Genomic DNA, 24,828 nt, shown 5'->3' on the forward strand with positions numbered 1-24,828 from the left:
GTGCTCTTCGACGCCTCGGCTCCCATCGGAGCATCGGCCCGATCGCGTTGAGCGCGAAAGCCAGGCTGCCGAGGTGCTTGCCAATTGATGGCACGTGGGTTTTGCGGGGCTCGTAAGGGGGCGTCACCGAGTATGGGTCAGCCGCGACAGGTACTGGGGTTGGCGCCGAAGGCTTCGCGGAAGCACTTCGAAAAATGTGAGGCCGACACGAAACCACAGGCGACCGCGATCTCAATAATCGGCAACTCTGTTTGTGCAATGAGACGCTTCGCGCGGCTAAGTCTCAAATGCAGGTAAAAGCGCATGGGAGACAACGAAACCGATCGCTGGAAGAGCCGTTCAATCTGACGCTGTGAGCGGCCGACACATCTTGCGATGTCGCGTAAGGGCAGCGGGTCCTCAATATGCTCCTCCATAATGCGAATCACTTCGGCGACCGGCTTGCAGATGCCGGCTTCGCCGCCATTCATGGTCCATTGTCTATCAGAGGCAGGGCGCCAATACCCGGCAGTCGTATGTCGGCAGACGGTCAACGCAATGTCTCTGCCGAGGCGTTCGCTGATCAGCTCCATAACGAGGTCGAACGACGCAAATTCTCCTGCGCAAGTGAGGAGGTGACTATCACGAACGAATAGCCGGTCAGTGACCTGAAGCCGGCCAAATTTTTCAGAGAAAGCGGCTCTCTTGTCCCAATGGATTGTGCACGCGGTGCCGTCCAGCAACCCGCTGTCCGCCAACAGCCATGTCGCCGTACCCAACGCTGTGATTGGAACACCATGCCGCTTGCAAAGCCGAAGAATCTTGCTGAGAGCAGCAGACGTCTGCCTTTCGACCCGTTCGCCTGCACAGACAATGACCATGTTCGTACCTTTGCCAGCCGGAACGCATTCGCCGGTGCTAGCGAAGTCGCTGCCGACCGACAGGACGAACCCGCTGGCGCATTCAACCGGCTGGCCATCCAGGCTTGCAATCGTCCACTCGAAGAATGATCGACCGGACACAGAATTCGCGATGCGAAGGGGATCTACAAATGACGAAAGGCTGAGTAGCGAAAATCCGGGAAGTGCCAGGATAACCAGTCGGTATACGTCCTGCGTGTCGATCACCTGCCGGCTGGGGTTCCATCCCACGATCCGCGAATGATCTCCTGTTGAAAATGGCGCATTCATAAGGTCATACATCCTGGTTGATGGTGATCAACATCGAGCGGCCGCAAACGACACCGGCGCCTTCAGGGTTGGCACCGCAGCCATTCAACTACGGGTGTTATGCTTGCGCTTCATGAAGTCCTTGGCGGTCTCGACAGCCACCGCCGCGTCGCGGCAATAGGCATCGGCGCCGACGGCCTTGCCGAATTCCTCGTTCAGCGGCGCACCGCCGACCAGCACGACATAGTCGTCGCGAATGCCCTTTTCCTTCATCGTGTCGATGACGACCTTCATGTAGGGCATGGTGGTGGTCAGCAGCGCCGACATGCCGACAATATCAGGTTTATGCTCTTCAATCGCCGCCATATACTTCTCGACCGCATTGTTGATGCCGAGGTCGATGACGTCGAAGCCGGCGCCTTCCATCATCATGCCGACGAGGTTCTTGCCAATGTCGTGGATGTCGCCCTTGACGGTGCCGATCACCATCTTGCCCTGCTTTGGCGCGCCGGTGGCGATAAGCAGCGGGCGCAGGATGAACATGCCGGCCTTCATCGCATTGGCCGACAGCAGCACTTCCGGAACAAACAGGATACCGTCGCGAAAATCCTCGCCGACGATGCGCATGCCTTCGACCAGCGCCTCGGTGAGCACCTTGTAGGGCGCCCATCCGCGCTCCAGCAGGATGGCCGTGCCTTCCTCAATTTCTTCCTTCAGCCCGTCATAAAGGTCGTCGTGCATCTGCTGCACGAGTTCCTCGTCGGACAGCTCGGAAAGGATGATCTCTTCGTCAGCCATGTTGGTTCACCTGATGCTCAATTCAAAGGAGGTCGGCGCCCCATCTCGATGGGGCACCGATCAGGCTTCCGGTTCGAAGCCTTGGGAGTTGATTTTCAGGCTGCCAGCCACTATTCCCGCAGGTGAATCTGGGAACCGGAAGACTGGCCTGTGCGGCGCCGGATTGCGGGAATATCAGTGTCCATCATCGCGTCACCCTCAGCGGAATGACCCGCATCCCGCGTCAAACATCAGTGGCCCGGCCGTCCAATAGGGGCGGACCCTAGCTTAATCTCGCGCTGATGATAGGCGCCGGCAATTGTCCTGAGAATGCGCAAAAGCTTTCGCTTGTCTTAAATCCAGTTTATATCCAGAGGCGGATAGGGTGAGGGGCAATTCAGGTCACGGGCGGAGTTCTTCAGACTGGACGAGAAACCAGTCAACCAAAATCTTGCATCTCTTGTTCTTGCTGGCATCCTCGCTGGCCAACAGAAAGAAGGCCCTGTCGGTCTGGATTTGGGTTGGCAATGGCTTGACCAGGAGGCGGTTGTCGAGCAACTGCTGGGCGGTAAGGGACCACCCCAATGCTATTCCTTCACCAGCCAGAGCCGCTTGAAGCGTTAGCTGGTAGTCATTGAACACGATATTGGGCTTGATGTCGCTGGCATCGCCGCCTGCCAACTCGACCCATTCGGGCCAATCCAGGCGCTTGCGAAAAGCATCGGACGAATGAATCAGTTGATGGTGGATCAGATCTTCGACGGCTTGGGGAGCGGGGTGCGACAGAAGATATGCCGGTGAGCAGACGGGAAAGATGATCTCGTCGCAAACGAACCAGCTGTTGGCCCTTTCAAAATTCCGGGGCCGCACCCAAACCGTCACGTCGATCTCATGATCTGGCTCGACATCGCGGTCGGTGGCGACCACCTTGATCCTGACGTCCGGATGCTCTTCCTGGAAATGATAGAGTTGAGGCGCGAGCCAATGTGCCGCCAGAGATGTCGAAGCTGCGAAAGTTATGTACTTCGTTCCGCGATCAGTGATGGTCTCAAGCCGCTGTTCCAGACGGCGGAAGCTGTTGCGCACCTCATCGTAGAGCTGCCTGCCGGGCTCGGTCAGCTGCACTCCCCGATTGTCTCGGACAAAGAGTGCCGTCCCGCAATGCTTTTCGAACATTTTGATCGAATGCGAGATACTTGGCTGCGTCACGTTGAGTTCGCTGGCCGCGTTCTTGAAACTCAGCGTTCGGGCCGCCGCTTCGAAGACGAAAAGCGAATGCGTCGATGGGACAAGATTGCGAAGCTTGGACATGAAGCAGGTCTATATCAGACCGCATATTTTCCGTCTACGAGACGAACGACACATCGTTTATTCGAAACAGGAACAAGCCAGAGCGAGCGGTGCACTACCCACCGGCCGCCTTCACCGAGCGAGTTGGCAGTGAACTCTTTGAATCAAACAAAGACAAGAGAGCGTATTGTCGTCCAAGCACCGCATCCGGAGCCAACAGTCTCAGGGTGGTACCGCACGTCGGGACCGGAGCTACCCTTAGTGCCGCAGCAAGGCGATGTCACATGCGATTGCCTGGTCATTGGCGGCGGCTGGATGGGGCTTCACGCGGCCCGCCGATTTGCCGAACTCAACCCCCAGTCTTCGGTAATCCTCGTCGACGCCGGACGTATCGGGGACAATGCATCGGGGCGGTGCATGGGCTTCGTCATCGATCTCGCGCACAATCCCCGAAAACGCGACTTCGTTGAAGACATTAGGGGAAACAAGGAAGAGCTGTACGTCAACCTTGAGGGCATCGCCTACATTCGAACCGCCGTCGAGGAGCATGGGGTAGACTGTGATTGGGACCCGCAGGGGAAATACCACAGCGCGGCCACGTCTCACGGCGTTGCCGATCTACACCGCTTTTCGGAGGCGCTCGATAAGCTTGGACAGAAGTACAGCTGGGTTGAAGCCCCTGAAATTCAGTCGATCACCGGCAGTAAGCACTACGTCAAAGCTTTGCATCACCCTGGCACGATTCTGGTCCAGCCTGCGAAGTATCTCAAGAACGCCGTAAACAGCCTCCCCGAGAACGTTACCATCCATGAAAACACCGCCATTGTGGCGGTCCAGTTCGGTGCGCCGAAGCACATCTGCGAGACGCCTGCTGGAACAATCAGGGCTTCGAAGGTCATCATCTGCGCATCGGGTTATCTGACGAGATTTGGCTTCTTCGAAAACCGAGCCATACCACTCTACACGTTCGCGAGCATGACCAGACAGCTCACTGAGAGCGAGCTTTCCAACGTGGGCAACAAGCGAACATATGGGCTTATTCCGGCCGATAGCTTTGGGACGACGGTGCGACGTACTATAGACAACCGTCTTTTCCTTAGAAACGTTTACTCGTATGCGACTAATTTCAAAACAACCAAACAAGATGTCCTTAGGGCGCGGACCCAGCAGCAGGTAGCATTTGACCGCCGATGGCCCGGGCTTTCGTCAATCGGCTTTGAGGCCAGCTGGGGTGGTCTGCTTACGCTCGCGCAAAATGGCGGCATGGTCTTCGGCGAGTTGGCGCACGACGTCTATGGTGCCGCCTTCTGTAATGGAACCGGCGTCGCTCGAGGGGCTGCCTTTGGCAAGGCTGTCGCCGAACTGGCCACGGGGCAATCTTCGGCTGTGATCGATATCCTGAAGACGCGGGCCGCTCCGAGCAGGACTTATCCGAGACTTGTCACATCAATGGGCGTCCGGTTCGTGACCGCTCTTCGTTTCAGGCAGGCAGGCGCGGAAGTCTAGCAATAAGAGGAACGGCAATGGCGGACCTGAAGGGCATCAATCTTGCAATGCAGACACCGTTCGAACCTACCGGTGCGATCGATTACGGCCTCTTCGAAGAGTTGATCGAAAAATACGTATCGGCGGGAGTTCACGGCTTGGTTCTTGGGGCAGGTACAGGCCAGCACCCTTACCTGACCGAGTCCGAATGCAATCGGCTCTACGAGCTCGGGGCGAAGCGCATCGCAGGACGCTGCAACGTTGTCTGCCAGACCTCGGCCCTGAATATGGACGAAGTCATACGGCGGTCACAGCAAGCTGAATCGGTCGGCGCGGACGCGCTGATGATTTTGCCGCCGTATCTCGAAGGTCCGTCAGACGAGGATGGAATTTTCAATTTCTACAGGGAAATCGACGCGGCGGTTGGCGTGGATATTGTGGGCTACAACATCCCGCAGGCTACCGGGATCGCGGTTTCGCCACGCCTTTTTGATCGACTGAGCGGTCTCAAGCATTTCAATTACATCAAAGATAGTGCCGGCGACTTCACCGTGCATCAGGAGTATCTGCAGACGGGAGGCAAGGTGCTAAATGGTTGCGATACAACAACCCTCTATGCGCTGATGGCAGGCGCGCGCGGTGTTATCTGGGGCGCAGCAAACTACATGCCTCTTGAGGCTGTCGAATTGTACAACCTTGTGGCAGCGAAGGATTTGGAGAGGGCTCTGGCACTTTGGCAGCGGATGCTGCCCTCGTTGCTTTTTATCTGGCGGGCACCATATACGCCTTCTGTTCTGAGAGCCGCGCAACTGCGCGGCCTCGGAACCGGGAATGTCCGCAAGCCATTGGCAAAACTCTCGGCGGACCAGGACATGGCGCTTCGCGCCGCACTTGCCCCGCTGTTTGAGGTCGCCTCCTAGCCGTCAGGATATCCAGGGGAGTCCCTATGCGAATTGTCCTGGTTGGTTCGACTGGGATTGTCGGGTCGGCCGTAGCGGCCGAACTTGGCAAGCGGCACAACATTATAGGAGTCGGGCGAACTAGCGGCTTATTCAACGTCGACATCGCCGAGCCGAACTCTATCGACCAATTATTCGACAAGATCGGTGCATTTGACGCGTTGATCTGCACAGCAGGGGCCGTGCACTACGCCCCGCTGAACCAATTCACGAATGAACAGTTCGAAATCGGGCTGCGCAGTAAGTTGATGGGGCAGGTCAATCTCGTAGCGAAGGGTCTCAAGCGTATCCGCGACCACGGATCATTTACCTTGACCTCGGGTCTAACCAACGAAGATCCCATCCGGCAGGGAAGCTCGTCCGCCCTGGTCAATGGCGCGTTAGACGGTTTTGTACGCAGCGCGGCAATCGAGCTTGGGCGGGGGCTGCGGATCAATCTGGTCAGTCCGACTCTCGTACAGGAGTCGGTTCAGCTCTACGGCGACTTCTTTCCTGGCACCGCGGCGGTGCCGGCGAGCGAGGTGGCGCTCGGCTACGTCAAGAGCGCAGAGGGCAGTCAAACGGGTCGAGTTTATCGCATGGGTTGGGTCAGAGACGCCTAATCTGACCAACAATGAACGTCGCGCTAACGGAGGACAAGCATGCCCAGGCAACTCTGCATCGGAGGTAGGTGGGAACTCGGTGGTAGAGCGGCCCAATTTCGATGTGACAAACCCTGCGCATCGTTCTGCGGAGGGGGCATCAACTTGTGGATGTCGCTCCATGAATAGGCAGCGGGTGGTCGGCTTAGAAAATGCCCATCAAGGCGCACTATCGTCGTTGCAGGCGACAGGTGAATGTGACGCAGGGCGCCACTTCACCCCCGTGCCAGAAGGCCATATCCGCATCAGCCTCTGCCAGCCCGAACCTATGCTGCAAGAAGCAGCGCTCCGGCTGCGCCGTTTCGCTTCCAGCTACCGCCGCGAGGCCGCATGACCGCCAAAGCCATTCCCGCCAAAGCAAGAGCGGTCATCATCGGTGGCGGCGTTTCCGGCTGCTCCGTCGCCTATCACCTGGCCAAACTCGGCTGGACCGACATCGTGCTTCTGGAGCGCAAGCAGCTGACGTCAGGCACGACATGGCATGCCGCCGGCCTGATCGGCCAGTTGCGCGGCTCGCAGAACATGACCCGGCTGGCGAAATATTCCGCCGACCTCTACGTCAAGCTGGAAGCCGAGACCGAGGTCGGCACCGGCATGCGCCAGGTCGGTTCGATCACCGTGGCGCTGACCGAGGAGCGCAAGCACGAGATCTACAGGCAAGCATCGCTGGCGCGTGCCTTCGATGTCGATGTCCGCGAGATTTCTCCCAATGAAGTCAAGCAGATGTATCCGCATCTGAATGTCTCGGACGTCGTCGGCGCCGTGCATCTGCCGCTCGACGGCCAGTGCGACCCCGCAAACATCGCCATGGCGCTGGCCAAGGGCGCGCGCCAGCGCGGCGCCACCATCGTCGAGAACGTAAAGGTCACCAAGGTCCATACCAGGGCCGGCCGCGTCACCGGCGTGTCCTGGGCGCAAGGCGAAGAGCAAGGCACGATCGAGGCCGACATCGTCGTCAATTGCGCCGGCATGTGGGCGCGCGAACTGGGAGCGCAGAACGGCGTCACCATCCCGCTACACGCCTGCGAGCATTTTTATCTCGTCACCGAGCCGATCCCCGGCCTCACCCGTCTGCCGGTGCTGCGGGTGCCGGACGAGTGCGCCTACTACAAGGAAGACGCCGGCAAGATGATGCTGGGCGCCTTCGAGCCGGTGGCCAAGCCGTGGGGCATGGACGGCATAAGCGAGGATTTCTGCTTCGACCAACTGCCTGAGGACATGGAGCATTTCGAGCCGATCCTCGAAATGGGCGTCAACCGCATGCCGATGCTGGCGACCGCCGGCATCCACACCTTCTTCAACGGTCCGGAGAGTTTTACGCCCGATGACCGCTACTATCTCGGTGAGGCGCCGGAGCTGTCCGGCTACTGGATGGCGACCGGCTACAATTCGATCGGCATCGTCTCCTCCGGCGGCGCCGGCATGGCGCTGGCGCAGTGGATCAATGACGGCGAAGCGCCCTTCGACCTGTGGGAGGTCGACATCCGCCGCGCCCAGCCATTCCAGAAGAACCGACGCTATCTCAAGGAGCGCGTCTCCGAGACGCTCGGCCTGCTCTATGCCGACCATTTCCCCTATCGGCAGATGGCGACCTCGAGGAATGTCCGCCGCTCGCCCCTGCATGAGCATCTGAAGGCGCGCGGCGCGGTGTTCGGCGAAGTCGCCGGCTGGGAGCGCGCCAACTGGTTCGCACGCGAGGGCCAGGAGCGCGAATACCGCTATTCCTGGAAGCGGCAGAACTGGTTCGACAACCAGCGCGAGGAACACCTCGCGGTCCGAAACAAGGTCGGCCTGTTCGACATGACCTCGTTCGGCAAGATCCGTGTCGAAGGCCGCGACGCCTGTGCCTTCCTCCAGAAGCTCTGCGCCAACGACATGGACGTCGCGCCGGGCAAGATCGTCTACACCCAGATGCTCAACCAACGCGGCGGCATCGAGAGCGACCTGACGGTCTCGCGCCTGTCGGAGACGGCGTTCTTCCTCGTCGTCCCAGGCGCCACGCTGCAGCGTGACCTCGCCTGGCTGCGCCGCCATGTCGGCGGGCAGTTCGTTGTCGTCACCGACGTAACGGCGGCCGAAAGCGTGCTCTGTCTCATGGGTCCGGATGCGCGAAAGCTGATCCAGAAGGTCAGCCCGAACGATTTCTCCAATGAGAAAAATCCGTTCGGCACATTCCAGGAGATCGAGATCGGCATGGGCCTGGCCCGCGCCCACCGCGTCACCTATGTCGGCGAGCTCGGCTGGGAACTCTATGTCTCGACCGACCAGGCAGCACACGTTTTCGAAGCGATCGACGAGGCCGGTGCCGATGTCGGCCTGAAACTCTGCGGCCTGCACACGCTGGATTCCTGCCGCATCGAAAAGGCTTTCCGGCATTTCGGCCACGACATCACCGACGAGGACAATGTGCTGGAGGCCGGCCTCGGCTTCGCGGTGAAGACCGCCAAGGGCGACTTCATCGGCCGCGATGCCGTGCTGCGCAAAAAGGAAGCCGGCCTGTCACGCCGGCTCGTCCAGTTCCGGCTTAAGGATCCAGAGCCCCTGCTCTTCCATAACGAGGCGATCCTGCGCGACGGCAAGATCGTCGGTCCGATCACATCAGGCAATTACGGCCATCACCTCGGCGGCGCGGTAGGGCTGGGTTATGTGCCATGCCGGGGCGAGAGCGAGGCCGATGTGCTGGCTTCATCCTACGAGATCGAAATCGCCGGCGAACGCTTCGCGGCGGAAGCATCGTTGAAGCCGATGTACGATCCGAAGGCTGAAAAAGTGCGGGCCTGAGTTACAAACACCTATAGGAATGAGTGGATAGCTGCGCAACGCGTCTTCGCAAGGGATGCAGCTTCGATACGTAACGCGAGCAATTATACGTCAAGCGTCTAGGTGTCCGTATCCCCAATGCCGTCTCTTGTTGGGAGACCTTGAAAGTAGTGATGCTGGCCAAGGCCCGAGAGATATCAGCCCTAACCGCGGTGGAGCGGCTCAAGGCCTTGTAGGCAGACGTCCTCAGTACCGGTCCCTACGATCGACCACAGCCGTGGGTGGGTGGCAAGTCTTCAATAGGACCAATTTAAATGTGTCAGATCGGCGGTGGTAAAATGGGCGTGCGGATTTAAAGCCCGTTGCGTCCACCGCGCGTGGATCGCCCGGGCGGAACGTAAGTCATCGCCGCGAAAGGGCGACGGCGGGGTCCTTCACGAAAGTAGTTTCAGACTGTTCAGCATGCAGGGCGCCGGGGCACTGCGCGAGCACTTCTACTAAGCACGGGACAAGGTCGGTTCGCTCATTTCTTGCCTTCGTCGCTGTGAGCAGAGAGCGCAGCTGTGTCCATATCGATTGATCTTCCAGAGCTTGTTGGGCGGATTGAGGGGGCAGAGCTGCCCCCGTACTGGCAAATTTTTCCCGATTTCAAACCACTCACGGCCTTGGGGCTCGATATCACGCCTTGAATTCCTGAAAACAGGGCGCGCCGGGTGACGACGCCCGCCGGCTCGCTGCCGTCATAGACTGCGATCAGATCGCCGCCATCCGCAGCGGTGCTGATCACAGCGGAGAGCTTGTCAGTGGTTTGCACGCGGGGGAGCGCTTGGAATTTCTTTTCAGAAAGCGTCGCTATGCTGTCCCGCGGCTGCATGATCTTCCTGGCAGTGACGAGATTGAGCAGCGAAATGCCTGAGACGAAATCAGCGACATAGCGGTCCTTGGGCGCGGTTACGATGTCTTCCGGCGTTCCCACTTGAACGAACTTACCATCCTTCATGATCGCAATACGATCGCCCAGGCGAATGGCTTCGTCGAGGTCGTGTGTGATAAACACCGTTGTTTTCTGGACGACCTTCGCGAGGTCTAGGAACTGCTGTTGGAGTTGGCGGCGGATCAACGGGTCGAGCGCTGAGAACGGCTCGTCCAGTAACAGGATCTGCGGGTCTGCCGCCATGGCACGGGCAAGCCCCACCCGCTGCTTCATCCCGCCCGAGAGCTCGTCCGGGTAACGCTCGCCCCAACCGCTCAAGTCAACGAGCTTGAGGTTTTCTTCCGCCACGCGGCGGCACTCCTTGCGTGATTTGCCTCGGAGTTCGAGACTGAGGGAAACATTGTCGTAGACGGTGCGGTGCGGCAGCAGCGCCATGTGCTGGAAGACCATGCCGACCGTCTCTGAGCGAAGGGTCCGGAGTTCAGACGGCGAAAGTTTGTTGATGGCATTTCCGCCGATCCGAACCTCGCCTGCGGTTGGTTCGATCAGCCGATTGAGATGGCGGACAAGCGTCGATTTCCCTGAGCCGGACAGCCCCATGATGCAAAAGATCTCGCCGGGCTCGACCGAGAAGGACACATCGGCCACACCCAGAACGCAATCGAATTCTTCAAGGACTTGCCTCTTGCTGAACCCGCGATCGCGGGCCGCCGCGAGGGCTTTCCCTTTGCGCGTCCCGAAAATTTTCCACAAGCCGGAACAGACGATGGCGGGTATAGTCATGTGCGGAACTCTCGATAGTGTGTTGTGCCTATCTTCAGACCGTAATCGGCCGGCGGATGCCGCCGGCCGATTTAAACCTCAGAGCCTCACTTGGCGGCCTTGGCTTCAGCGATCCACTTTTCCCAATCAGCGTGGTGAGCGGCGATCCAGTCGGTTGCGTGTTTCATGATCTGCTCGTTGCTCTTTTCACCATTGGCAACCTTTTGATTTTCCGCGTTGACGTCCGCAATCGGGATCTGCACGAGCTCAAAGAATTTCTTGGCTTTCGGGTTGGCTTTCAGCCAAGTCGTATTGGCGATGATCTTCTGGTCGTTCACGGCGAAGCCAAGATTCCCGAGGCCTTCAACAACTGTGTTGCCGGTCTCCGCGTCAGGAAGAGAGGTGTTCTTGACGTTGAGCCAGACAACCTCCTTGCCTGGGCGGAGAATGGCAGATACCCACAGCGGCGTCCAAGTGTAGTACAGTGTCGGCTTGCCAGCCTTGATGCGTTCGATCGCGTCAGGAATGATGGCGAAATAGCCGCCTTGCTTTTCCTCGACGGTATCACGCAGGCCATAGGCGTCGAGCTGATGCTCGATCACGCGTTCGCAGCCCCACCCCGGTTCGCAACCGTAGAGGTCTGCCTTTCCATTCCCGTCGATGTCGAAAAGCTTGGCCTTCTCGGGATCCTTGAGGTCCTCAAGATACTTGATGCCAGTGGCGTCGGCCGTTTTCTTATCGATCAGATAGCCCTGCAGGCTGTTCTTGATTAGGGTGCCGACGCTCATCAGCTTTTCATCGCCGCCTGATGCTTTCCAGAAAGTGTCGTGAAGCGGAACCCAGTGCACCGCATAAAAGGTGAGATCGCCGTTAGCTACAGCGGTATGCGCCAGCTGAACTTGAACCTGGGTCAGGTCAGCTATGTTATAGCCGAGCTCCTTGAGACCCTCATCCACGACAAATGTCTGGAACAGCTCTTCTGTCGCTCCGCTCCAGGCCGGCATGACCTGATCTGCCATTGCCGGCACCGCATAGCCAGCCATCACGGCCATGGCCAGCGCCACACATTTTATCTTCATCGTTTCCTCCCTGTGTGAGCAAATTGCTCAGCTTCTGTGACTAGTTGTTAAGGTGACGGCCCTGAAAAGTCCCACCGGACCTTGATGCCAGAGCTCGCCCGGCCTTCGCTTCTGTGTCGACAGCGAATGCGTGAAGCGATCCAGCACGATGGCCAGCGCGACGATGCCCAGGCCCCCGACTGTCGCCAAACCCACATCAAGACGGCCTATGCCGCGCAGCACCGTCTGGCCCAGTCCACCAACAGCGATCATCGAACCGATGACCACCATCGATAGCGACATCATCAGCGTCTGGTTGATGCCGGCCATGACGGTGGGTAGCGCAAGCGGCAGCTGAGCCTTCCACAGAAGCTGACGCTCCGTAGCGCCGAAGGCGCGCATGGCTTCGATCACCTCTTCCGGTACCTGCCGTATGCCGAGGTTCGTAAGGCGGATCAGCGGCGCAACCGCAAAAATTACCGTAACGATCACGCCCGGCACGTTGCCGATACCGAAGAGCATCACAATGGGAACCAGGTAGACGAACGCTGGAATGGTCTGCATCCCGTCAAGGATCGGACGCATCACCACAAATACTCGCTCGCTCCGCGCCGCCCAGATACCGAGCGGAATGCCAAGCATCACCGCTACGACGAGCGAAGTCAGCACAATTGAAAGCGTCGTCATGGCGTCCTGCCAGACGCCGATGAGACCCATAAAGATGAGAGCGCCGACGATAACCCCGGCGACCTTCCGTCCGCCGAACTGCCAAGCCGCCAGGCCCGCAACGATGATCATCACGACCGGAGGAACCGAATGGAGCGCTATGCCGAACCACTGCAGTAGAAGGTCGAAGGGCGCCTTGACCGATTGAAAGAACGGCCTGTAGTGATCAACAACCCAGCGCAGCCCGATAGTCATCCAATCAGCGAGAGGGATTACCCCGCACTCAAAAGGATCTAGTATTCCGCACTTACCCATGTTGCTGTTCTCCAGAAGCTTTCTCGCTCGAAAACTTGCTACGCCACCAGGGTCCAGGGGAATATCGCGGCGTCGCGCTAAAGTTAGTTGTGTGCAATAGGTGCTCCGGATTCCGCAAGGCCCTACGGCAGGTAGAGCTACTCTTCTATTCCTGAGCAGGTCGCACCGTTACCGACAGATGCGCAGTTCTCCCTGCTTCATGGTGCCATCATCCAGACTTCACCGTCCTGTTCACCCGACGACGTCCATCTGGACACCACGCTCCGGACCAGGCCTGCCCTCCAGTCGGCGTGCTCGACTGGAGCCTTCAGGCGGCGAGCCAGACGTTCTGCAGATCCATTTGAAACGTCGGGTGAATTACGTAGTTCTGGACCTTTTTGTTCATGTGACCGAAGAGGCTTTGCCAGAACGGCTGGATGATCACTCCGGAGTCCTGCAACACGTCCTCGATGTTCTTCATAAACTCTTTGCGCTCGGCAGCGTCACTCACGGAGAAGGCCTTCTTGAGCTTGGCGTCAAACTCGGGGTTTGAATAAGCGGTCTCATTCCAGGCTTCGCCAGTGCGATAGGCCAATGCAAGAACCTGAACGCCGAGGGGGCGCATGTACCAGACGGTCAGCGAATATGGGTACTTTGACCAGTCATTCCAGAATGTCGAACCCGGAAGCACAGTACGTTTGACCTTGAAACCGGCCTCGCGCAGCTGGGCCGCGATGGCGTCCCCGGTGTTTTTCTGCCAATCCTCGTCGATCGAGATCAACTCATGCTCGAAGTCTGTATGTCCGGATTGAGCAATGAGTTTCCTCGCGCCCTCTACGTTCCGGCTCTTTTTGGGCAGAGCATAATATTCCGGATGAATTGGGCTGACGTGATGGTTTTCGCCGACCGTTCCCCGCCCTGCATAGCCGAGTTGAAGGACAGCGTTGTTATCGACCGCCATCTGCAGCGCGTTTCGGACCTTCTTGTCGTCATATGGTTTGTGGGCGGTGTTGGTGCGGCACACGAGCGTCGTTGCCGTTGCGACTTCCGATTTTACCAGGTCCATCTTGTCCAGAATGTCGATGAAGTCAGCCGGAGTCTCCAGATTGAGATCGACCTCCCCGGACTCGAAAGCAGCCACCGTCGCCTGGAAGTCGGTCCCATAATCGACGAACTGCACGCCATCGAGCAACGCCTCGCCGCCCCACCACTTGCCATCCTGCCGGCGTTTGACTTCAGCCTTGCTGCCGACCAAGTAGGATACCAGTTCAAATGGACCCGTCCCAATCGGCTTCGTGACTGGGTCGGCGCCGCCGGCATCGAAACTGGGGTGGACGATCAGCCCGGGATAGTCGGTGAAATTCGCGATTATGGCGATGTCGGGGTCGCTTAGCTCGAGTTTGACGGTATAATCATCGACCTTGACGATCGCTCCATCTCTCGCCTTGCCGTTCTTGGCATCGATAAGCCCCCCGACACGAGCGGCCATCGAGTTGCCCGAGACGCCCTTCTCGCACCACCGGGTTATGTTGAAGATTACGTCATCGGCGTCGAATGTATCGCCGTTGTTCCAGGTGACGCTCTTCCGGACGTGGAAGACATACTCCGTCGCGTCCTCATTGATCTCCCAGCTTTCCAGCAGAACAGGTTCGAACGTGAACTCATGTGTGTAACGGACGAGCGGCTCCAGCCAGCAACGAGAGATGTTGGCAAGTTCCACCCAGTCATAGGTACGCGGGTCTTTCTGCGCCTTGACGGGCATTGAGACGCGCAGAATTCCGCCCTTCTTCTGTTCAGCGGCGCGCACCGATTGGGGAAATGCCACGCCGATCAGGCTATAGGCCATCGCACCCGAGGCGCCGAATGTACTTGCAAGCGCAAGGAACTCACGCCGGTCCATCGTGCCTGCTTTGACCTCGCTCGCCATCTTATCGATGGAAGCTGGAACGCGATCCCCATTGCTTCTGAAAAACGCCATGTTTCTTCTCCCTAATTTTATTGTTCCCGGTCCATTTATTCATGGGCGCCTGGCTGGACTTAGGCGAGGCTCGGGGAAATATCCTCCTGGCGTTTCGCCACAAACGCATCGAGTTCCTCGCGGACGGCAGGGTCCATCGGCGGCTGCTCGTAGCTCGCGATGATTGCTGTCGCCTTCTCCCTGCAGCGCTGTGCCATGTCCTTGGAACCTTTGACCTTCCACTGCTCGTAGCTTAGGTAGTCGAGGATCTCCGGCGCGATGAACGCGTCCTTGAAGCGCTTGAGCGTGAAGGAATCTCCGAGATAGTGGCCGCCGGGTCCGATGCGGCGGACGGCTTCGAGCGCATCCTCGAAATATTCGAATGATATGCCCCGCGCGTATTTCTCGATGAGCAGGTTCTGTTCAGCATCGGCGATGAACTTCGCCATGCAGCACACCAGACCGGCTTCATCCCAGCCGCCGGCATGCATCATAAGGTTGGAGCAGGCGCTGGCGCCGGACATGTAGGCGATGGCTGATTCATAACCGGACTGGGCATCGAAGGTTTTGGCGGAGGATTGAGACGCAGTGGTTCGCCACGGCACGTTATAGCGCCTTGCCAGTTGTCCGATGACGGCGTTGATCAGAGTAACTTCCGGCATGCCGGACATGGGGGCGCCGCTGCGCATCGACACCGAGACGGAATATTGACCGTAGATCATCTTGGCGCCTGGCGCGGCAAGCTGAGTATAGGCCAGCGCGGCGAGCGCCTCCGCATTCAACTGGGCGATCGTGGCGGGGATGTCGGCGGGAGTGTTGGCGGCGCCGAGCACGAATGGAGACAGCAGCACGACCTGGTTCGCGTCGGCGAAGGCGCGAAGCCCTTCCAGCATGGTCGAATCCCAGACAAGCGGCGAGTTGCCCGACACGTGACCGATCATCACCGCGTTCTGATCCATGAATGCCTTGCCATGCACGATCTGGCCCATCGCGATCGAGTCGTCGGCACGTTGCTTTCCGGTCGTCAGACCGAAGAAAGGCATGTTGGTTTCCACCAGGCTCGAATGATTGATGTGCAGATGGCGCCATGGCACGGCGATGTCGGTCGGCTCGCAGGTGAACCCGCCCGCGATATGGAAACCGGGCAGCATCTGGGTCAGCCGGTTCATGTTCCGGAGATCCTCGATCGTGGATGCGCGCCGCACGCCCTGAAGATCGCGGATGTTTGGCGCACCCTGCATGACGCCGAAAGTCATTGTATCTGGCGCGATCTCGAAACGCTGTGACGGATCGCGAGACGTCATTTCAAAACGGGAAGGGGCCTTGGAGATGAGATCCATGACCATGTCGGCCTCGAGGCGAACGCGGTGTTCACGGACATCCGCCCCCGCCTCTTTCCACTGCCTGATCGCTGTCTCATCTCTGAATTCGATCCCGATCTCGCGTAGGATCGCCAGCGAAGCCTGATGAATGCGCTCAAGCTGTTCGGCGTTGACGGCCTCCACAGGTCGAATTCCGTACTTGATAGTCGAGACACGCGGCCTTCTTTCAGCCTCCCGTGCCGCAACCACCGAAGACCGGCCTCCGCGGCGTCGGTTTGCGGGAACGTCAGTGTCCATTCAGAGCCTCGCCCGCGATAGCGGAACGACCGGCGTCCCGCATTAAAACACTCGTGGCCCCGCCGTCTAAGAAGGCGTGCCGGATTTGTATCTTGCTGATGATAGGCGCGGGCAATAGCCTTGAGAATGCGCAAAAGGTTTCGCTAGTCTTAAACCCACTTTATGTCCAAGTCCCTCGGGCGAAAGCTTTTTGCGATCCCATCACACCACTAGAGCAGTTCGCGTTTTATCTGATTCGGGATTCCCAAGGATGAGCAAATCAGATTTGATGTTCTGACCGTTGGAGGTCGGGACTGACGAAGGCTTATTCGATGGATCTTCGGGAGCGAGCACTGGCCCGACTTGAAGAGGGCGAGACGAGCCGTGAGGTAGCTGCGGCTCTGAGGGTGGCGGTGTCGAGCGTGATCAAGTGGGCGGCGCGCAAGCGTCGCCTTGGCAGTGCGGCACCTGGCAAGATGGGCGGTCACCGGCCCTATCTGATCGATGGGAGCATCGTGCTTTCGTCCTGGGCTAGGTCGAGCGAGATGCCAACGTGACGCTTCATCAGTTGACGGCGGCACTGGCTGAACGTGGTCTCATCATCCACCCTGCGAGCGTCGGTCACTTCCTGCATCGCGAGGGCAAGAGTTTTAAAAAACCCATTCTGCCGGCCGAGCAGTTCAAGCCCAAGCTGATGCGCCGGCGAGCGCAATGGATGCGCTACCAGACCCGCATTGACCCTACGCGCTTGGTCTTCCTGGATGAACCATGGGTCAAGACAAACATGGCGCCATTGCGCGGCTGGGGTGTGCGCGGCAAGCGGCTGATGGCCCACGCACCATATGGCCATTGGAAGACCATGACCTTCATCGCCGCGCTACGCCATGATCGGGTTGGAGGCGCCTTGGGTCATTGACGGCCCTATCAATGCGCAGGCCCTCCGTGCCTATGTCGCAACCGAGCTCATCAAAGCCCTGAAGCCGGGGGACATCGTCATTCTCGACAATCTCGGTTCCCACAAAGGCCAAGCCGTCCGCGATATCGTCAGAGCTGCTGGGGCGCGGCTCTTCTTCCTGCCGCCCTACAGTCCAGATCTCAATCCAATCGAGAAGCTGTTTGCTAAGCTCAAGCACTGCATCCGACCGTGCCGCCAAACGATCACAACGCCATCGCCCACACCCCAGGTCAGCCCAAACGAATGCAACAACTACATGGAAAGCGCAGGCTATAAGTCAACCTAAATGCGAACTGCTCTAGGACTGCAGAACCTGTGGACGTCGTTCCGCTATTCCTCTCGTGCCGTTCGGACTAATGCTGCCCGGGCCGGCCGCGTACGGTCGTTAGGCTCCCCCTTTCCAGGCGCGTATGGGATGGACTTTCGCGATCCCTCGCTGCGGGCATCGTGTCAGCGCAAAAATTGAATGCTCCTACGAGCGGCTTTAAGCTTGTCATGAAGATGGTCTATGTCGGGCAGCAATCTTTCGCCTGTCAAAGCACTAGCGTCTGGAATAAAGAGCGGCTGATTGCAGTAGAGTTCTTCGAACAGGCCTGAGAATTGAACCATCTGACCAGGAAGTGGCATTCAAATCGCGATTGCGGCGTGGTTGCTTGCGCATTCCGTGCCCTCATTGGCAAATAGCCGTTTGGACGGACAATTGAAGGTGCGCCCATGCATCGGCACGATCGACCTCGGAGCGTTTCTATCACGACTCGCGGCTGTTTGAAGATGTCCTTGGGTAAATTATGAACAAGGGGAAAGGTTCTCGACATGACGTTGCCCGATCAGTTCAAGCGCACTGTAGTCATTGCGGTGGATTTACATGACTGCATCGAAGCGGATGGGGCATGGTCGATCTACAATCGAGAAGAGCTGCTGCGGAGTGCCAAGACAGCTCTCCGATGCATGCCGTGCAGCGGGGCTGCCTATTGTCTATACACAGAATTGGTATGATCCAAGAGGAGTAGACGCGCTACGTCACGAGGCTTTGAACGGCGGACGCCCATCACATAGCGTCGGGCAGGCTGCCGAGATTCATCGTGGACCTGAAACCGGAAGCTAGCCTTGTACGAAAGCAGCGTCCCAGCGCGTTCTACAACACGAATTTGGAGATTTTGCTGCGCCGATTGAATGCGGACCATCTTATAATGTTCGGAGCTTAAGCGAGGTTTGTTTGGAAACGACAGTGTGAGACGCGATTTCGCGCGACTACCGCATCAGGATTTTCAAGGATGCCTGCGGCACCGCGACTGAACTGATGCATATGACGCCATGCTTGACTTGGCCAACTGGCTTTACGCAGGCTCGGTGATCACCGCGGACAACCTAAAGAGGGCTCTGGAGGGTATGCCAACAAGGATTGGCGCTTCGATAGGCCCACTGCATTTGCTTACACACTGGAAAACGTTAAATCCTCTCTACAGCTCCCTTTGAGAGAGACGGCCTCTCAATTGGAAGCCTTTTAAGCAGGCCTATCGCGAAGCCAACCGCCGGCGCGTCAGCCGATCCGGGCAGTAAAAGTTGGGTGGACAGAACTGGGCGGTCAGTTCACGCCGCTGCTGCATAGGGAGGAACCCGGTTCGCGGCACTGCTACAGTTGCCTTTCAGGTTCTGTCATGTGCGGATCTTAACGCGTCACGTTGAGTTCGCTGGCCGCGTTCTCGTACTTCATGCGCGGCCACCGGTCCACGGCGAGAAGCGATTACCTCGGGTGAAGATTGTGAGGCTTGATATCAATCAGGTCTATACCCGACGCCATCCTTTCAGTCTACGAGACGCCCGGAATATGGTTTATTCGAAAAGAGTTATTCTGGGCTTGCGTGCCGCGACAATCTTGGTCGGCGATAGGTATCGAGTAGCCACATCGACAACGGGTTTGACCGGAGTAGATCAACTTGGAACACAAAATAGAGGCGTCGACGTCTAACATTATGCCTGCTCAATTCGCGAGAAGCTTGTATTACGACATGGCGCGTATCAGGCAGTTTGAGAACCGGGTCGTCACCCTAGTCGATGACAACGAGATCGCCGGCGTATGTCACGAGTACAGCGGGCAAGAGGCGGTTGCGGTTGGTATTTGCGGCGCACTCACGACTTCAGACATCGTCACAAGTACCCATCGAGGGCATGGCCACACACTGGCGAAGGGCGGCGACGTTGGCAGAATGTTTGCTGAGCTGCTCGCGCGAACGGGCGGATACAATAAGGGTCGCGGCGGATCCATGCACATTGCTGACGTCGGGATTGGAATATTTGGGGCGAATGGTATCGTCGGCGCTGGAGCCCCTATAGCCTGTGGTGCGGCTCACAAATTCAAAGCTGCTCGCGAAAACCGCGTTGCTGTTTCATTCTTCGGCGACGGAGCAATCAACCAAGGGGTCCTCCACGAGGCGATGAACCTCGCGGCGATTTGGGATCTTCCTGTCATTTTCGTCTGCGAGAACAATCAGTACGCGATCTCGACGCCTCTCAAAGAAGTCACGATCCTAGACCCTTACGTTCGCGCCCAATCCTACGGAATGCCTGGTGTGTGCGTCGATGGCATGGACGTCGAGGCCGTTTATCACGCTGCTCTCACTGCTACGGAACGCGCTCGGACCGGCAAAGGCCCAACGTTCATTGAGTGTCAAACCTATCGCTACTTTGGGCATTATACAGGCGAGCGTCACATGAAGATGAACTATCGATCTCAAGAGGAAGTCGATCGCTGGAAGTTGCGGGACCCTATCAAGATCTGGGCGGCGCGTATGATGGAAAGTGGCTTGTGCGCTCAAGAAGACATTGAAGCTATCGATGCCGAGGTCAACATTGAGATCGATCGGGGCGTCGAGTTCGCTAGGAGCAGCCCCCCGCCGAACCCGGCCGAGGCTCTCGATTGCATGTATGCCGTGCCGTATCCGAACACTCCGGCATGGGGAGTAGAGCCGTGAGACAGCTGAGATTTCTTCAGGCCATGAACGAAGCCTACCATCAGGCCATGGGGGCAGATGAGAGTGTCATGATTATCGGGGAGGACATTCGAGGTGGAATTCGCGGTGAGACGAAAGGCCTCCATGGCGCTTTCGGCGATCTCCGCGTACTCGACACACCCATTTCCGAGGCAGCGTTCACCGGCTTCGCTACGGGGGCGGCTTTGGCCGGTTTGCGCCCAATCGTTCAGTTTCAAGTTCCCTCACTGATTTACGTCGCATTCGACCAGCTAGTCAATCAAGCGGCGAAGATGCGATTGATGTTAGGAGGTCAAGCAAATCTTCCAATCACTTACACGCTTATGGTGTCTGGATCGCGGGGTGGAAACGCGGGCCAGCACTCAGACAATCCCTATCCGTACCTCCTACACGCTGGCTTCAAGGTTGTTTGCCCTTCGAATGCCTACGACGCCAAGGGCCTCATGATCCAGGCGATCCGCGAAGACGACCCCGTCGTTTTCATAGCATCAGCCATGTCGCTTCCGCAAAAGGGTCCGGTGCCGGAGGAAATCTATGCCGTCCCTTTCGGTTGCGGTGACGTTAAGCGTGAAGGATCCGATGTCACAGTCATTGCTATCGGGCATTTAGTGCCCGAGGCTCTAGCTGTCGCTGAGCGCCTCGCCCAGGAGAAAAACATCAGCGTCGAAGTGTGGGATCCTCGGTCTCTCTTGCCGCTTGACAGGGAAGGGCTGTTGAAGTCCGTCAAGAAAACTGGCCGCGTCGTAATCTACGACGACACGAACCGTACTTGTGGGTTCGCCGCCGAATTGAGCGCAATAATAGGGGAGCTGGCGTTTTCATCTCTCAAGGCCCCGATCAAGCGTGTCACGCGAGCTGACGTTCCTATGCCGTTCAATCTTGCGCTCGAAGCTGCTGTTCTGCCGAAGCCGCAGCAACTGGAAGACGCGATCTTAGCCGTAAGGAGCTATGCTCATGTTTGAAGTTCGTATCCCGAAGATGGGTGCATCGACGGTCGAGGTTGATCTTACGAAGTGGTATGTTTCGGTCGGCACCTCGGTCGTTCCGGGTCAGATTCTAGCCGAAGTGGAGTCGGAAAAAACTAACATTGAGATAGAGGCGGAGACCGCAGGCGTGGTTGCCGAAATCCTTGTTGATGAAGGGTCAGCGACGGAAGTCGGAATCGTCATCTGTCGCATCAACACCGGGCAGTAGAAAAGAATCACGGTTCGTTACTTATCTGACTAAACTTCAGAACCTCCGGCGATTTAAGTGCCACTCCTGGCTGCTTACGTCTGCATACCCATTGGTTAGTATTCGGAGTCAACTGCTCGTTGCTGTAGGACTACCATGACGCGGGACAAACGCTTCGAAGGCAAGACGGTTTTGATTACTGGTGGAGCTCGAGGTCAAGGTGCGGCGGAAGCCGTCCAAATCGCAACGGAGGGAGGGCGGGTTGTCATCGGCGACCTCCTAGACGAGCAGGGCGAACAACTTGCAGCGACTATTGGTGAAAAAGCGTCATACGTGCATCTCGACGTCACTAGCGAGCAAGACTGGCGAAGCCTGATCCGCTGTCTGGAGGGGGAGGGGACGGGACTTCATGGTCTGGTCAACAACGCGGCGATTTATGAACCCGTGCCAATGAGGGATTCGAGCGTCGCGCTCTTCGAAAAGCACTTCCGTGTGAATCAGTTGGGTTGCTTCCTCGGTATGCGGGAAGTCTCACCTCTGATCGAGGCATCCGGCGGTGGCGCAATAGTAAACATCTCGTCTGTCGCCGGGATGCGCGGAAGTCGAACTTGTATGGCCTACTCCGCGACGAAATGGGCCCTTCGAGGCATGACAAAATGCGCGGCCCTAGAGCTTGCGCCAGCAGGAATCCGCGTCAATTCTATCCACCCCGGGTGGGTGGAAACCGACATGCTGCTCGCCGAGGATCCGTCCGACAGAGAGCGCCAGTACGCGCTCATTCCGCTCAAGCGGGCCGGGACGGTCGACGAGGTGGCCGACCTCGTTCTCTTCCTGCTCTCGAACGAGAGCCGCTACATTACCGGGGCGGAGATCGCGATCGACGGAGGACTGTTGCTGTGAGCATTTGAGCCTTCTTAGCCCCAACATCCGTTCAGCTCGAAGATTTTTCCGCTTCGTACCCCAAGCAGAGCAGCCCGAACCCGCAAACCGCTAGCCCGCTAGATACCTCAAAAGCCACAGTAGAGCCGATGCCTATCAACGTCAGAATGCCGGCCTTCGTTTCCGATATGGGAGCAGCCACCATTGTAAAATGGATGTTCAACGAGGGGGACGACATAAAGGCCGGAGATGTTTTGGCTCAAGTATCAAGCGGTAGCGATACAGGTGAGATCAAGGCCGCTGCCGGCGGTACTCTGGAAAGGATTGTCGTTCCGGAAGGCGCTAACGGTCTAAAAGTCAGGGACCTGGTCGCCGTTCTTGCCATAAAGACTGAAGCTGGTTCGGTTGCCGCAGCCCCTGGACAACGGTCCGACGCGCCTGGAGGCCCTGCTCCTGCAGCGTCGTCTGGAAGCAAAGGTGCCAAGGACGACGCTGTTCTTAAGCTGTTTGAGGGCGGATCATATGAACGCATACCTAACGACGGGATGCGAAGGACGATTGCACGTCGTCTGCTGACCTCGAAGCAAACCATTCCGCATTTCTATGTCGCAGTGGATTGCGAGATCGATCAGCTTCTAGGACTGCGCTCCCGACTCAACGGTGCGGCGCCTAGGGCCGCGGACGGACTGCCGGTCTACAAGTTGTCCGTCAATGACATGGTGATAAGGGCCTTGGCGCTTGCGCTGCGTGACGTTCCGGACGCGAATGTCTCCTGGACCGAGGGCGCTATTCTTAAACACCAGCACGTCGACATAGGGGTAGCTGTCTCGATCGCAGGCGGTCTGATCACGCCGATCATACGCAAGGCTGAACAGAAAACACTTCAAGTCATTTCCGCCGAGATGAAGGACCTCGGCAAACGCGCGAGAGATCGCAAGCTAAAGCCTGAAGAATATGAAGGCGGCACGACATCGATCTCGAACATGGGCATGATGGGGGTCAAAGAGTTCGCTGCCGTGATCAATCCCCCCCACGCTACGATTCTGGCAGTCGGTGCGGGCAGACAGCATGTAGTCGTCAAGAGCGGTTCAATGGCCATCGCAACGGTGATGAGTGTTACCCTTTCCATCGACCATCGCTGTGTGGACGGCGTGCTCGGAGCAAAGTTGCTGCAGATATTTAAGAGCTATATTGAAAATCCTATGAGCATGGTCGCCTGAGCATGAGGTCCAAGTTTGGCAACTAGACGCTTGCGTTATGGCCGGCGAAGGTAGCGTATTCGCGATCTTGCGCATGAGCGGCTGGACATAAGCTGGGTTTACGGCCAGCGAATCCTTTTGCGCATTCTCAGGACAATTGCTGGCGCCTATCATTGCAAGCCAATTGGCCAGGCTGCCTATACGGGTTGTTTCTGCGGCAGAATGTTGATCCCTGTCGGACGGTGCTGGACAATGTCATTCCGTATCCGTGTCGCGGGGCCGTTTTAGTGATGATAGCCGGCAGAGTGGCACAGACCCGCAAAAGCAACAACGGGCGCCACCCGTATCGGGATCATGATCCCGGTCAATTTATTGGGGCGAGGCCAACATACAAACTTGGATCAAAGGCAGCATGGATTATCTGAAGAAATTCGACCTGTCCGGCAAGCGTGCAATTGTAACCGGAGGGGGGCGCGGTATCGGGCTTGAAATCGCTCACGCTCTCGGCCAAGCGGGCGCGTCAATTGTCATCGCGGACTTGGACGCGAATAGCGCTGCTGCCGCTGCGGCCAAACTCGCATCATGCGGTATCGCGGCAAGTCATCGCGGCATCGATGTGGCAAAGCCGGATGCGGTTACGGCGCTCGCCGACGAACTGAATGCCGAACAGCCGATCGACGTCCTTATTAACAATGCCGGTATAGCCCGGATAACCGAGGCCCTCGACACTTCCGACGCGGACTGGCTGGCAACGATGCGGGTCAATTCGGATGCTGCATTTTGGTGTGCGAGGGCCTTTGGCCGGCACATGATCGCCCGTCGCTGGGGCAACATCGTGAACATCGGATCCATGTGCGGCATGATAGTGACGCAGCCACAGAACAACACCGCCTATATTACCAGTAAGGGCGCCATTCACATGATGACGAAGTCGCTGGCCTGTGCCTGGGCAAAGCATAATGTGCGAGTAAATGCGGTAGCTCCAGGATATGTTACAACAGAGATGACAATTTCCCCGAGGAATGAAAGCTCATTTCAGTATGATCGATGGTTAGAGCAGACTCCGCTGGGAAGAATGGGCGAGTCCCATGAAGTTGCATCCGCGGTGCTGTTTCTTGCCAGCCCTGCATCAAGCTATTGCACGGGAGCCATCCTGTCCGTTGATGGCGGCTATACATGTATGTGAGCGACGGATAATTCATTGGAAGTGACTAACTGCCGCGTCAGTAAGATGTCACTTCAGAATCAATATAAGCGTATCGATTTGGGGGAGTGGAATGTTGGTGCAGGTGCGTCGGGTGCG

The 24,828-nt window shown here is 57.8% G+C and carries 18 protein-coding genes and 1 pseudogene; 11 read left to right on the top strand and 8 right to left on the bottom strand.

The genetic code is table 11. The features are described from left to right. Nucleotides 1-137: 137 nt before the first annotated feature. From EJ072_RS17015 to EJ072_RS17025, 3 genes are all read right to left on the bottom strand, one after another. Nucleotides 138-1,169, bottom strand: a complete 1,032-nt coding sequence (locus EJ072_RS17015; protein ID WP_164762826.1) for a GlxA family transcriptional regulator — start codon at nucleotides 1,167-1,169, stop codon at nucleotides 138-140. Nucleotides 1,170-1,253: 84 nt separating this feature from the next. After that, complete coding sequence (locus tag EJ072_RS17020; protein WP_126080615.1) at nucleotides 1,254-1,946, bottom strand: B12-binding domain-containing protein; 693 nt, start codon at nucleotides 1,944-1,946, stop codon at nucleotides 1,254-1,256. Between the two features lie 381 nt (nucleotides 1,947-2,327). Then, the gene (locus EJ072_RS17025) at nucleotides 2,328-3,236 is read right to left on the bottom strand and encodes a LysR substrate-binding domain-containing protein (RefSeq protein WP_126080616.1); all 909 of its coding nucleotides are present in this window, start codon (nucleotides 3,234-3,236) and stop codon (nucleotides 2,328-2,330) included. Nucleotides 3,237-3,476: 240 nt separating this feature from the next. Here EJ072_RS17025 and EJ072_RS17030 point away from each other — a divergent pair, with 240 nt between their 5' ends. The 4 genes from EJ072_RS17030 (at nucleotide 3,477) to EJ072_RS17050 (ending at nucleotide 9,081) form a co-directional block, all read left to right on the top strand. Next, complete coding sequence (locus tag EJ072_RS17030) at nucleotides 3,477-4,721, top strand: FAD-binding oxidoreductase (RefSeq protein ID WP_245459658.1); 1,245 nt, start codon at nucleotides 3,477-3,479, stop codon at nucleotides 4,719-4,721. Nucleotides 4,722-4,738: 17 nt separating this feature from the next. Continuing rightward, nucleotides 4,739-5,620, top strand: coding sequence for a dihydrodipicolinate synthase family protein (locus tag EJ072_RS17035; RefSeq protein ID WP_126080618.1), 882 nt, complete (start codon nucleotides 4,739-4,741; stop codon nucleotides 5,618-5,620). A gap of 26 nt (nucleotides 5,621-5,646) precedes the next feature. Next, nucleotides 5,647-6,261 (top strand): short chain dehydrogenase, encoded by a 615-nt coding sequence (locus tag EJ072_RS17040; RefSeq protein WP_126080619.1) that lies wholly within the window; start codon nucleotides 5,647-5,649, stop codon nucleotides 6,259-6,261. 369 nt (nucleotides 6,262-6,630) lie between these two features. Beyond that, nucleotides 6,631-9,081 (top strand): FAD-dependent oxidoreductase, encoded by a 2,451-nt coding sequence (locus EJ072_RS17050; protein ID WP_126080621.1) that lies wholly within the window; start codon nucleotides 6,631-6,633, stop codon nucleotides 9,079-9,081. Nucleotides 9,082-9,583: 502 nt separating this feature from the next. On the opposite strand, the gene EJ072_RS17055 is transcribed toward EJ072_RS17050, so the two are convergent. From EJ072_RS17055 to EJ072_RS17075, 5 genes are all read right to left on the bottom strand, one after another. Then, entirely contained in the window at nucleotides 9,584-10,777 is a 1,194-nt protein-coding gene (locus EJ072_RS17055; RefSeq protein ID WP_126080622.1) for a betaine/proline/choline family ABC transporter ATP-binding protein, read from the bottom strand. A gap of 86 nt (nucleotides 10,778-10,863) precedes the next feature. Beyond that, nucleotides 10,864-11,835, bottom strand: a complete 972-nt coding sequence (gene proX / locus EJ072_RS17060) for a glycine betaine/L-proline ABC transporter substrate-binding protein ProX (protein ID WP_126080623.1) — start codon at nucleotides 11,833-11,835, stop codon at nucleotides 10,864-10,866. A gap of 27 nt (nucleotides 11,836-11,862) precedes the next feature. Then, nucleotides 11,863-12,735: an ABC transporter permease subunit gene (locus EJ072_RS17065; protein ID WP_245466464.1), complete on the bottom strand. Its 873-nt coding sequence runs from the start codon at nucleotides 12,733-12,735 to the stop codon at nucleotides 11,863-11,865. 367 nt (nucleotides 12,736-13,102) lie between these two features. Beyond that, complete coding sequence (locus tag EJ072_RS17070) at nucleotides 13,103-14,752, bottom strand: ABC transporter substrate-binding protein (protein WP_126080625.1); 1,650 nt, start codon at nucleotides 14,750-14,752, stop codon at nucleotides 13,103-13,105. 59 nt (nucleotides 14,753-14,811) lie between these two features. Continuing rightward, the gene (locus EJ072_RS17075; protein WP_126080626.1) at nucleotides 14,812-16,350 is read right to left on the bottom strand and encodes a trimethylamine methyltransferase family protein; all 1,539 of its coding nucleotides are present in this window, start codon (nucleotides 16,348-16,350) and stop codon (nucleotides 14,812-14,814) included. 293 nt (nucleotides 16,351-16,643) lie between these two features. Here EJ072_RS17075 and EJ072_RS17080 point away from each other — a divergent pair. The 7 genes and pseudogenes from EJ072_RS17080 to EJ072_RS17115 all read left to right on the top strand — a co-directional run bounded on the left by EJ072_RS17080 (nucleotide 16,644) and on the right by EJ072_RS17115 (nucleotide 24,711). After that, nucleotides 16,644-17,570, top strand: a pseudogene (locus tag EJ072_RS17080) (IS630 family transposase). Nucleotides 17,571-19,221: 1,651 nt separating this feature from the next. Beyond that, complete coding sequence (locus EJ072_RS17090; protein WP_206516851.1) at nucleotides 19,222-20,256, top strand: thiamine pyrophosphate-dependent dehydrogenase E1 component subunit alpha; 1,035 nt, start codon at nucleotides 19,222-19,224, stop codon at nucleotides 20,254-20,256. A gap of 23 nt (nucleotides 20,257-20,279) precedes the next feature. Further along, nucleotides 20,280-21,236, top strand: a complete 957-nt coding sequence (locus EJ072_RS17095; protein WP_206516850.1) for a transketolase C-terminal domain-containing protein — start codon at nucleotides 20,280-20,282, stop codon at nucleotides 21,234-21,236. Further along, a complete protein-coding gene (locus EJ072_RS17100) occupies nucleotides 21,229-21,468 on the top strand; it encodes a biotin/lipoyl-containing protein (protein WP_164762741.1) in 240 nt (79 codons plus the stop codon). Before EJ072_RS17095 ends, EJ072_RS17100 begins: the two co-directional genes overlap by 8 nt. A gap of 135 nt (nucleotides 21,469-21,603) precedes the next feature. Beyond that, nucleotides 21,604-22,347 (top strand): SDR family oxidoreductase, encoded by a 744-nt coding sequence (locus EJ072_RS17105; protein ID WP_126080629.1) that lies wholly within the window; start codon nucleotides 21,604-21,606, stop codon nucleotides 22,345-22,347. 128 nt (nucleotides 22,348-22,475) lie between these two features. After that, nucleotides 22,476-23,546: a 2-oxo acid dehydrogenase subunit E2 gene (locus EJ072_RS17110; RefSeq protein WP_126080630.1), complete on the top strand. Its 1,071-nt coding sequence runs from the start codon at nucleotides 22,476-22,478 to the stop codon at nucleotides 23,544-23,546. 391 nt (nucleotides 23,547-23,937) lie between these two features. Continuing rightward, nucleotides 23,938-24,711, top strand: a complete 774-nt coding sequence (locus EJ072_RS17115; protein WP_126080631.1) for an SDR family oxidoreductase — start codon at nucleotides 23,938-23,940, stop codon at nucleotides 24,709-24,711. The last annotated feature ends 117 nt before the right edge of the window (nucleotides 24,712-24,828 follow it).

This window comes from Mesorhizobium sp. M2A.F.Ca.ET.046.03.2.1 (assembly GCF_003952425.1).
Classification (GTDB): Bacteria; Pseudomonadota; Alphaproteobacteria; order Rhizobiales; family Rhizobiaceae; genus Mesorhizobium.

Excerpts from the sequence above, each read along its gene's own strand:
- EJ072_RS17055 (WP_126080622.1), bottom strand. The coding sequence starts at position 10,777 with ATGACTATACCCGCCATCGTCTGTTCCGGCTTGTGGAAAATTTTCGGG.
- EJ072_RS17035 (WP_126080618.1), top strand. The coding sequence starts at position 4,739 with ATGGCGGACCTGAAGGGCATCAATCTTGCAATGCAGACACCGTTCGAA.
- EJ072_RS17015 (WP_164762826.1), bottom strand. The coding sequence starts at position 1,169 with ATGAATGCGCCATTTTCAACAGGAGATCATTCGCGGATCGTGGGATGG.
- EJ072_RS17075 (WP_126080626.1), bottom strand. The coding sequence starts at position 16,350 with ATGGACACTGACGTTCCCGCAAACCGACGCCGCGGAGGCCGGTCTTCG.
- EJ072_RS17100 (WP_164762741.1), top strand. The coding sequence starts at position 21,229 with ATGTTTGAAGTTCGTATCCCGAAGATGGGTGCATCGACGGTCGAGGTT.
- EJ072_RS17050 (WP_126080621.1), top strand. The coding sequence starts at position 6,631 with ATGACCGCCAAAGCCATTCCCGCCAAAGCAAGAGCGGTCATCATCGGT.
- EJ072_RS17020 (WP_126080615.1), bottom strand. The coding sequence starts at position 1,946 with ATGGCTGACGAAGAGATCATCCTTTCCGAGCTGTCCGACGAGGAACTC.
- EJ072_RS17040 (WP_126080619.1), top strand. The coding sequence starts at position 5,647 with ATGCGAATTGTCCTGGTTGGTTCGACTGGGATTGTCGGGTCGGCCGTA.
- EJ072_RS17105 (WP_126080629.1), top strand. The coding sequence starts at position 21,604 with ATGACGCGGGACAAACGCTTCGAAGGCAAGACGGTTTTGATTACTGGT.
- EJ072_RS17115 (WP_126080631.1), top strand. The coding sequence starts at position 23,938 with ATGGATTATCTGAAGAAATTCGACCTGTCCGGCAAGCGTGCAATTGTA.
- proX (WP_126080623.1), bottom strand. The coding sequence starts at position 11,835 with ATGAAGATAAAATGTGTGGCGCTGGCCATGGCCGTGATGGCTGGCTAT.
- EJ072_RS17110 (WP_126080630.1), top strand. The coding sequence starts at position 22,476 with ATGCCTATCAACGTCAGAATGCCGGCCTTCGTTTCCGATATGGGAGCA.
- EJ072_RS17065 (WP_245466464.1), bottom strand. The coding sequence starts at position 12,735 with ATGACTATCGGGCTGCGCTGGGTTGTTGATCACTACAGGCCGTTCTTT.
- EJ072_RS17095 (WP_206516850.1), top strand. The coding sequence starts at position 20,280 with ATGAACGAAGCCTACCATCAGGCCATGGGGGCAGATGAGAGTGTCATG.
- EJ072_RS17070 (WP_126080625.1), bottom strand. The coding sequence starts at position 14,752 with ATGGCGTTTTTCAGAAGCAATGGGGATCGCGTTCCAGCTTCCATCGAT.
- EJ072_RS17025 (WP_126080616.1), bottom strand. The coding sequence starts at position 3,236 with ATGTCCAAGCTTCGCAATCTTGTCCCATCGACGCATTCGCTTTTCGTC.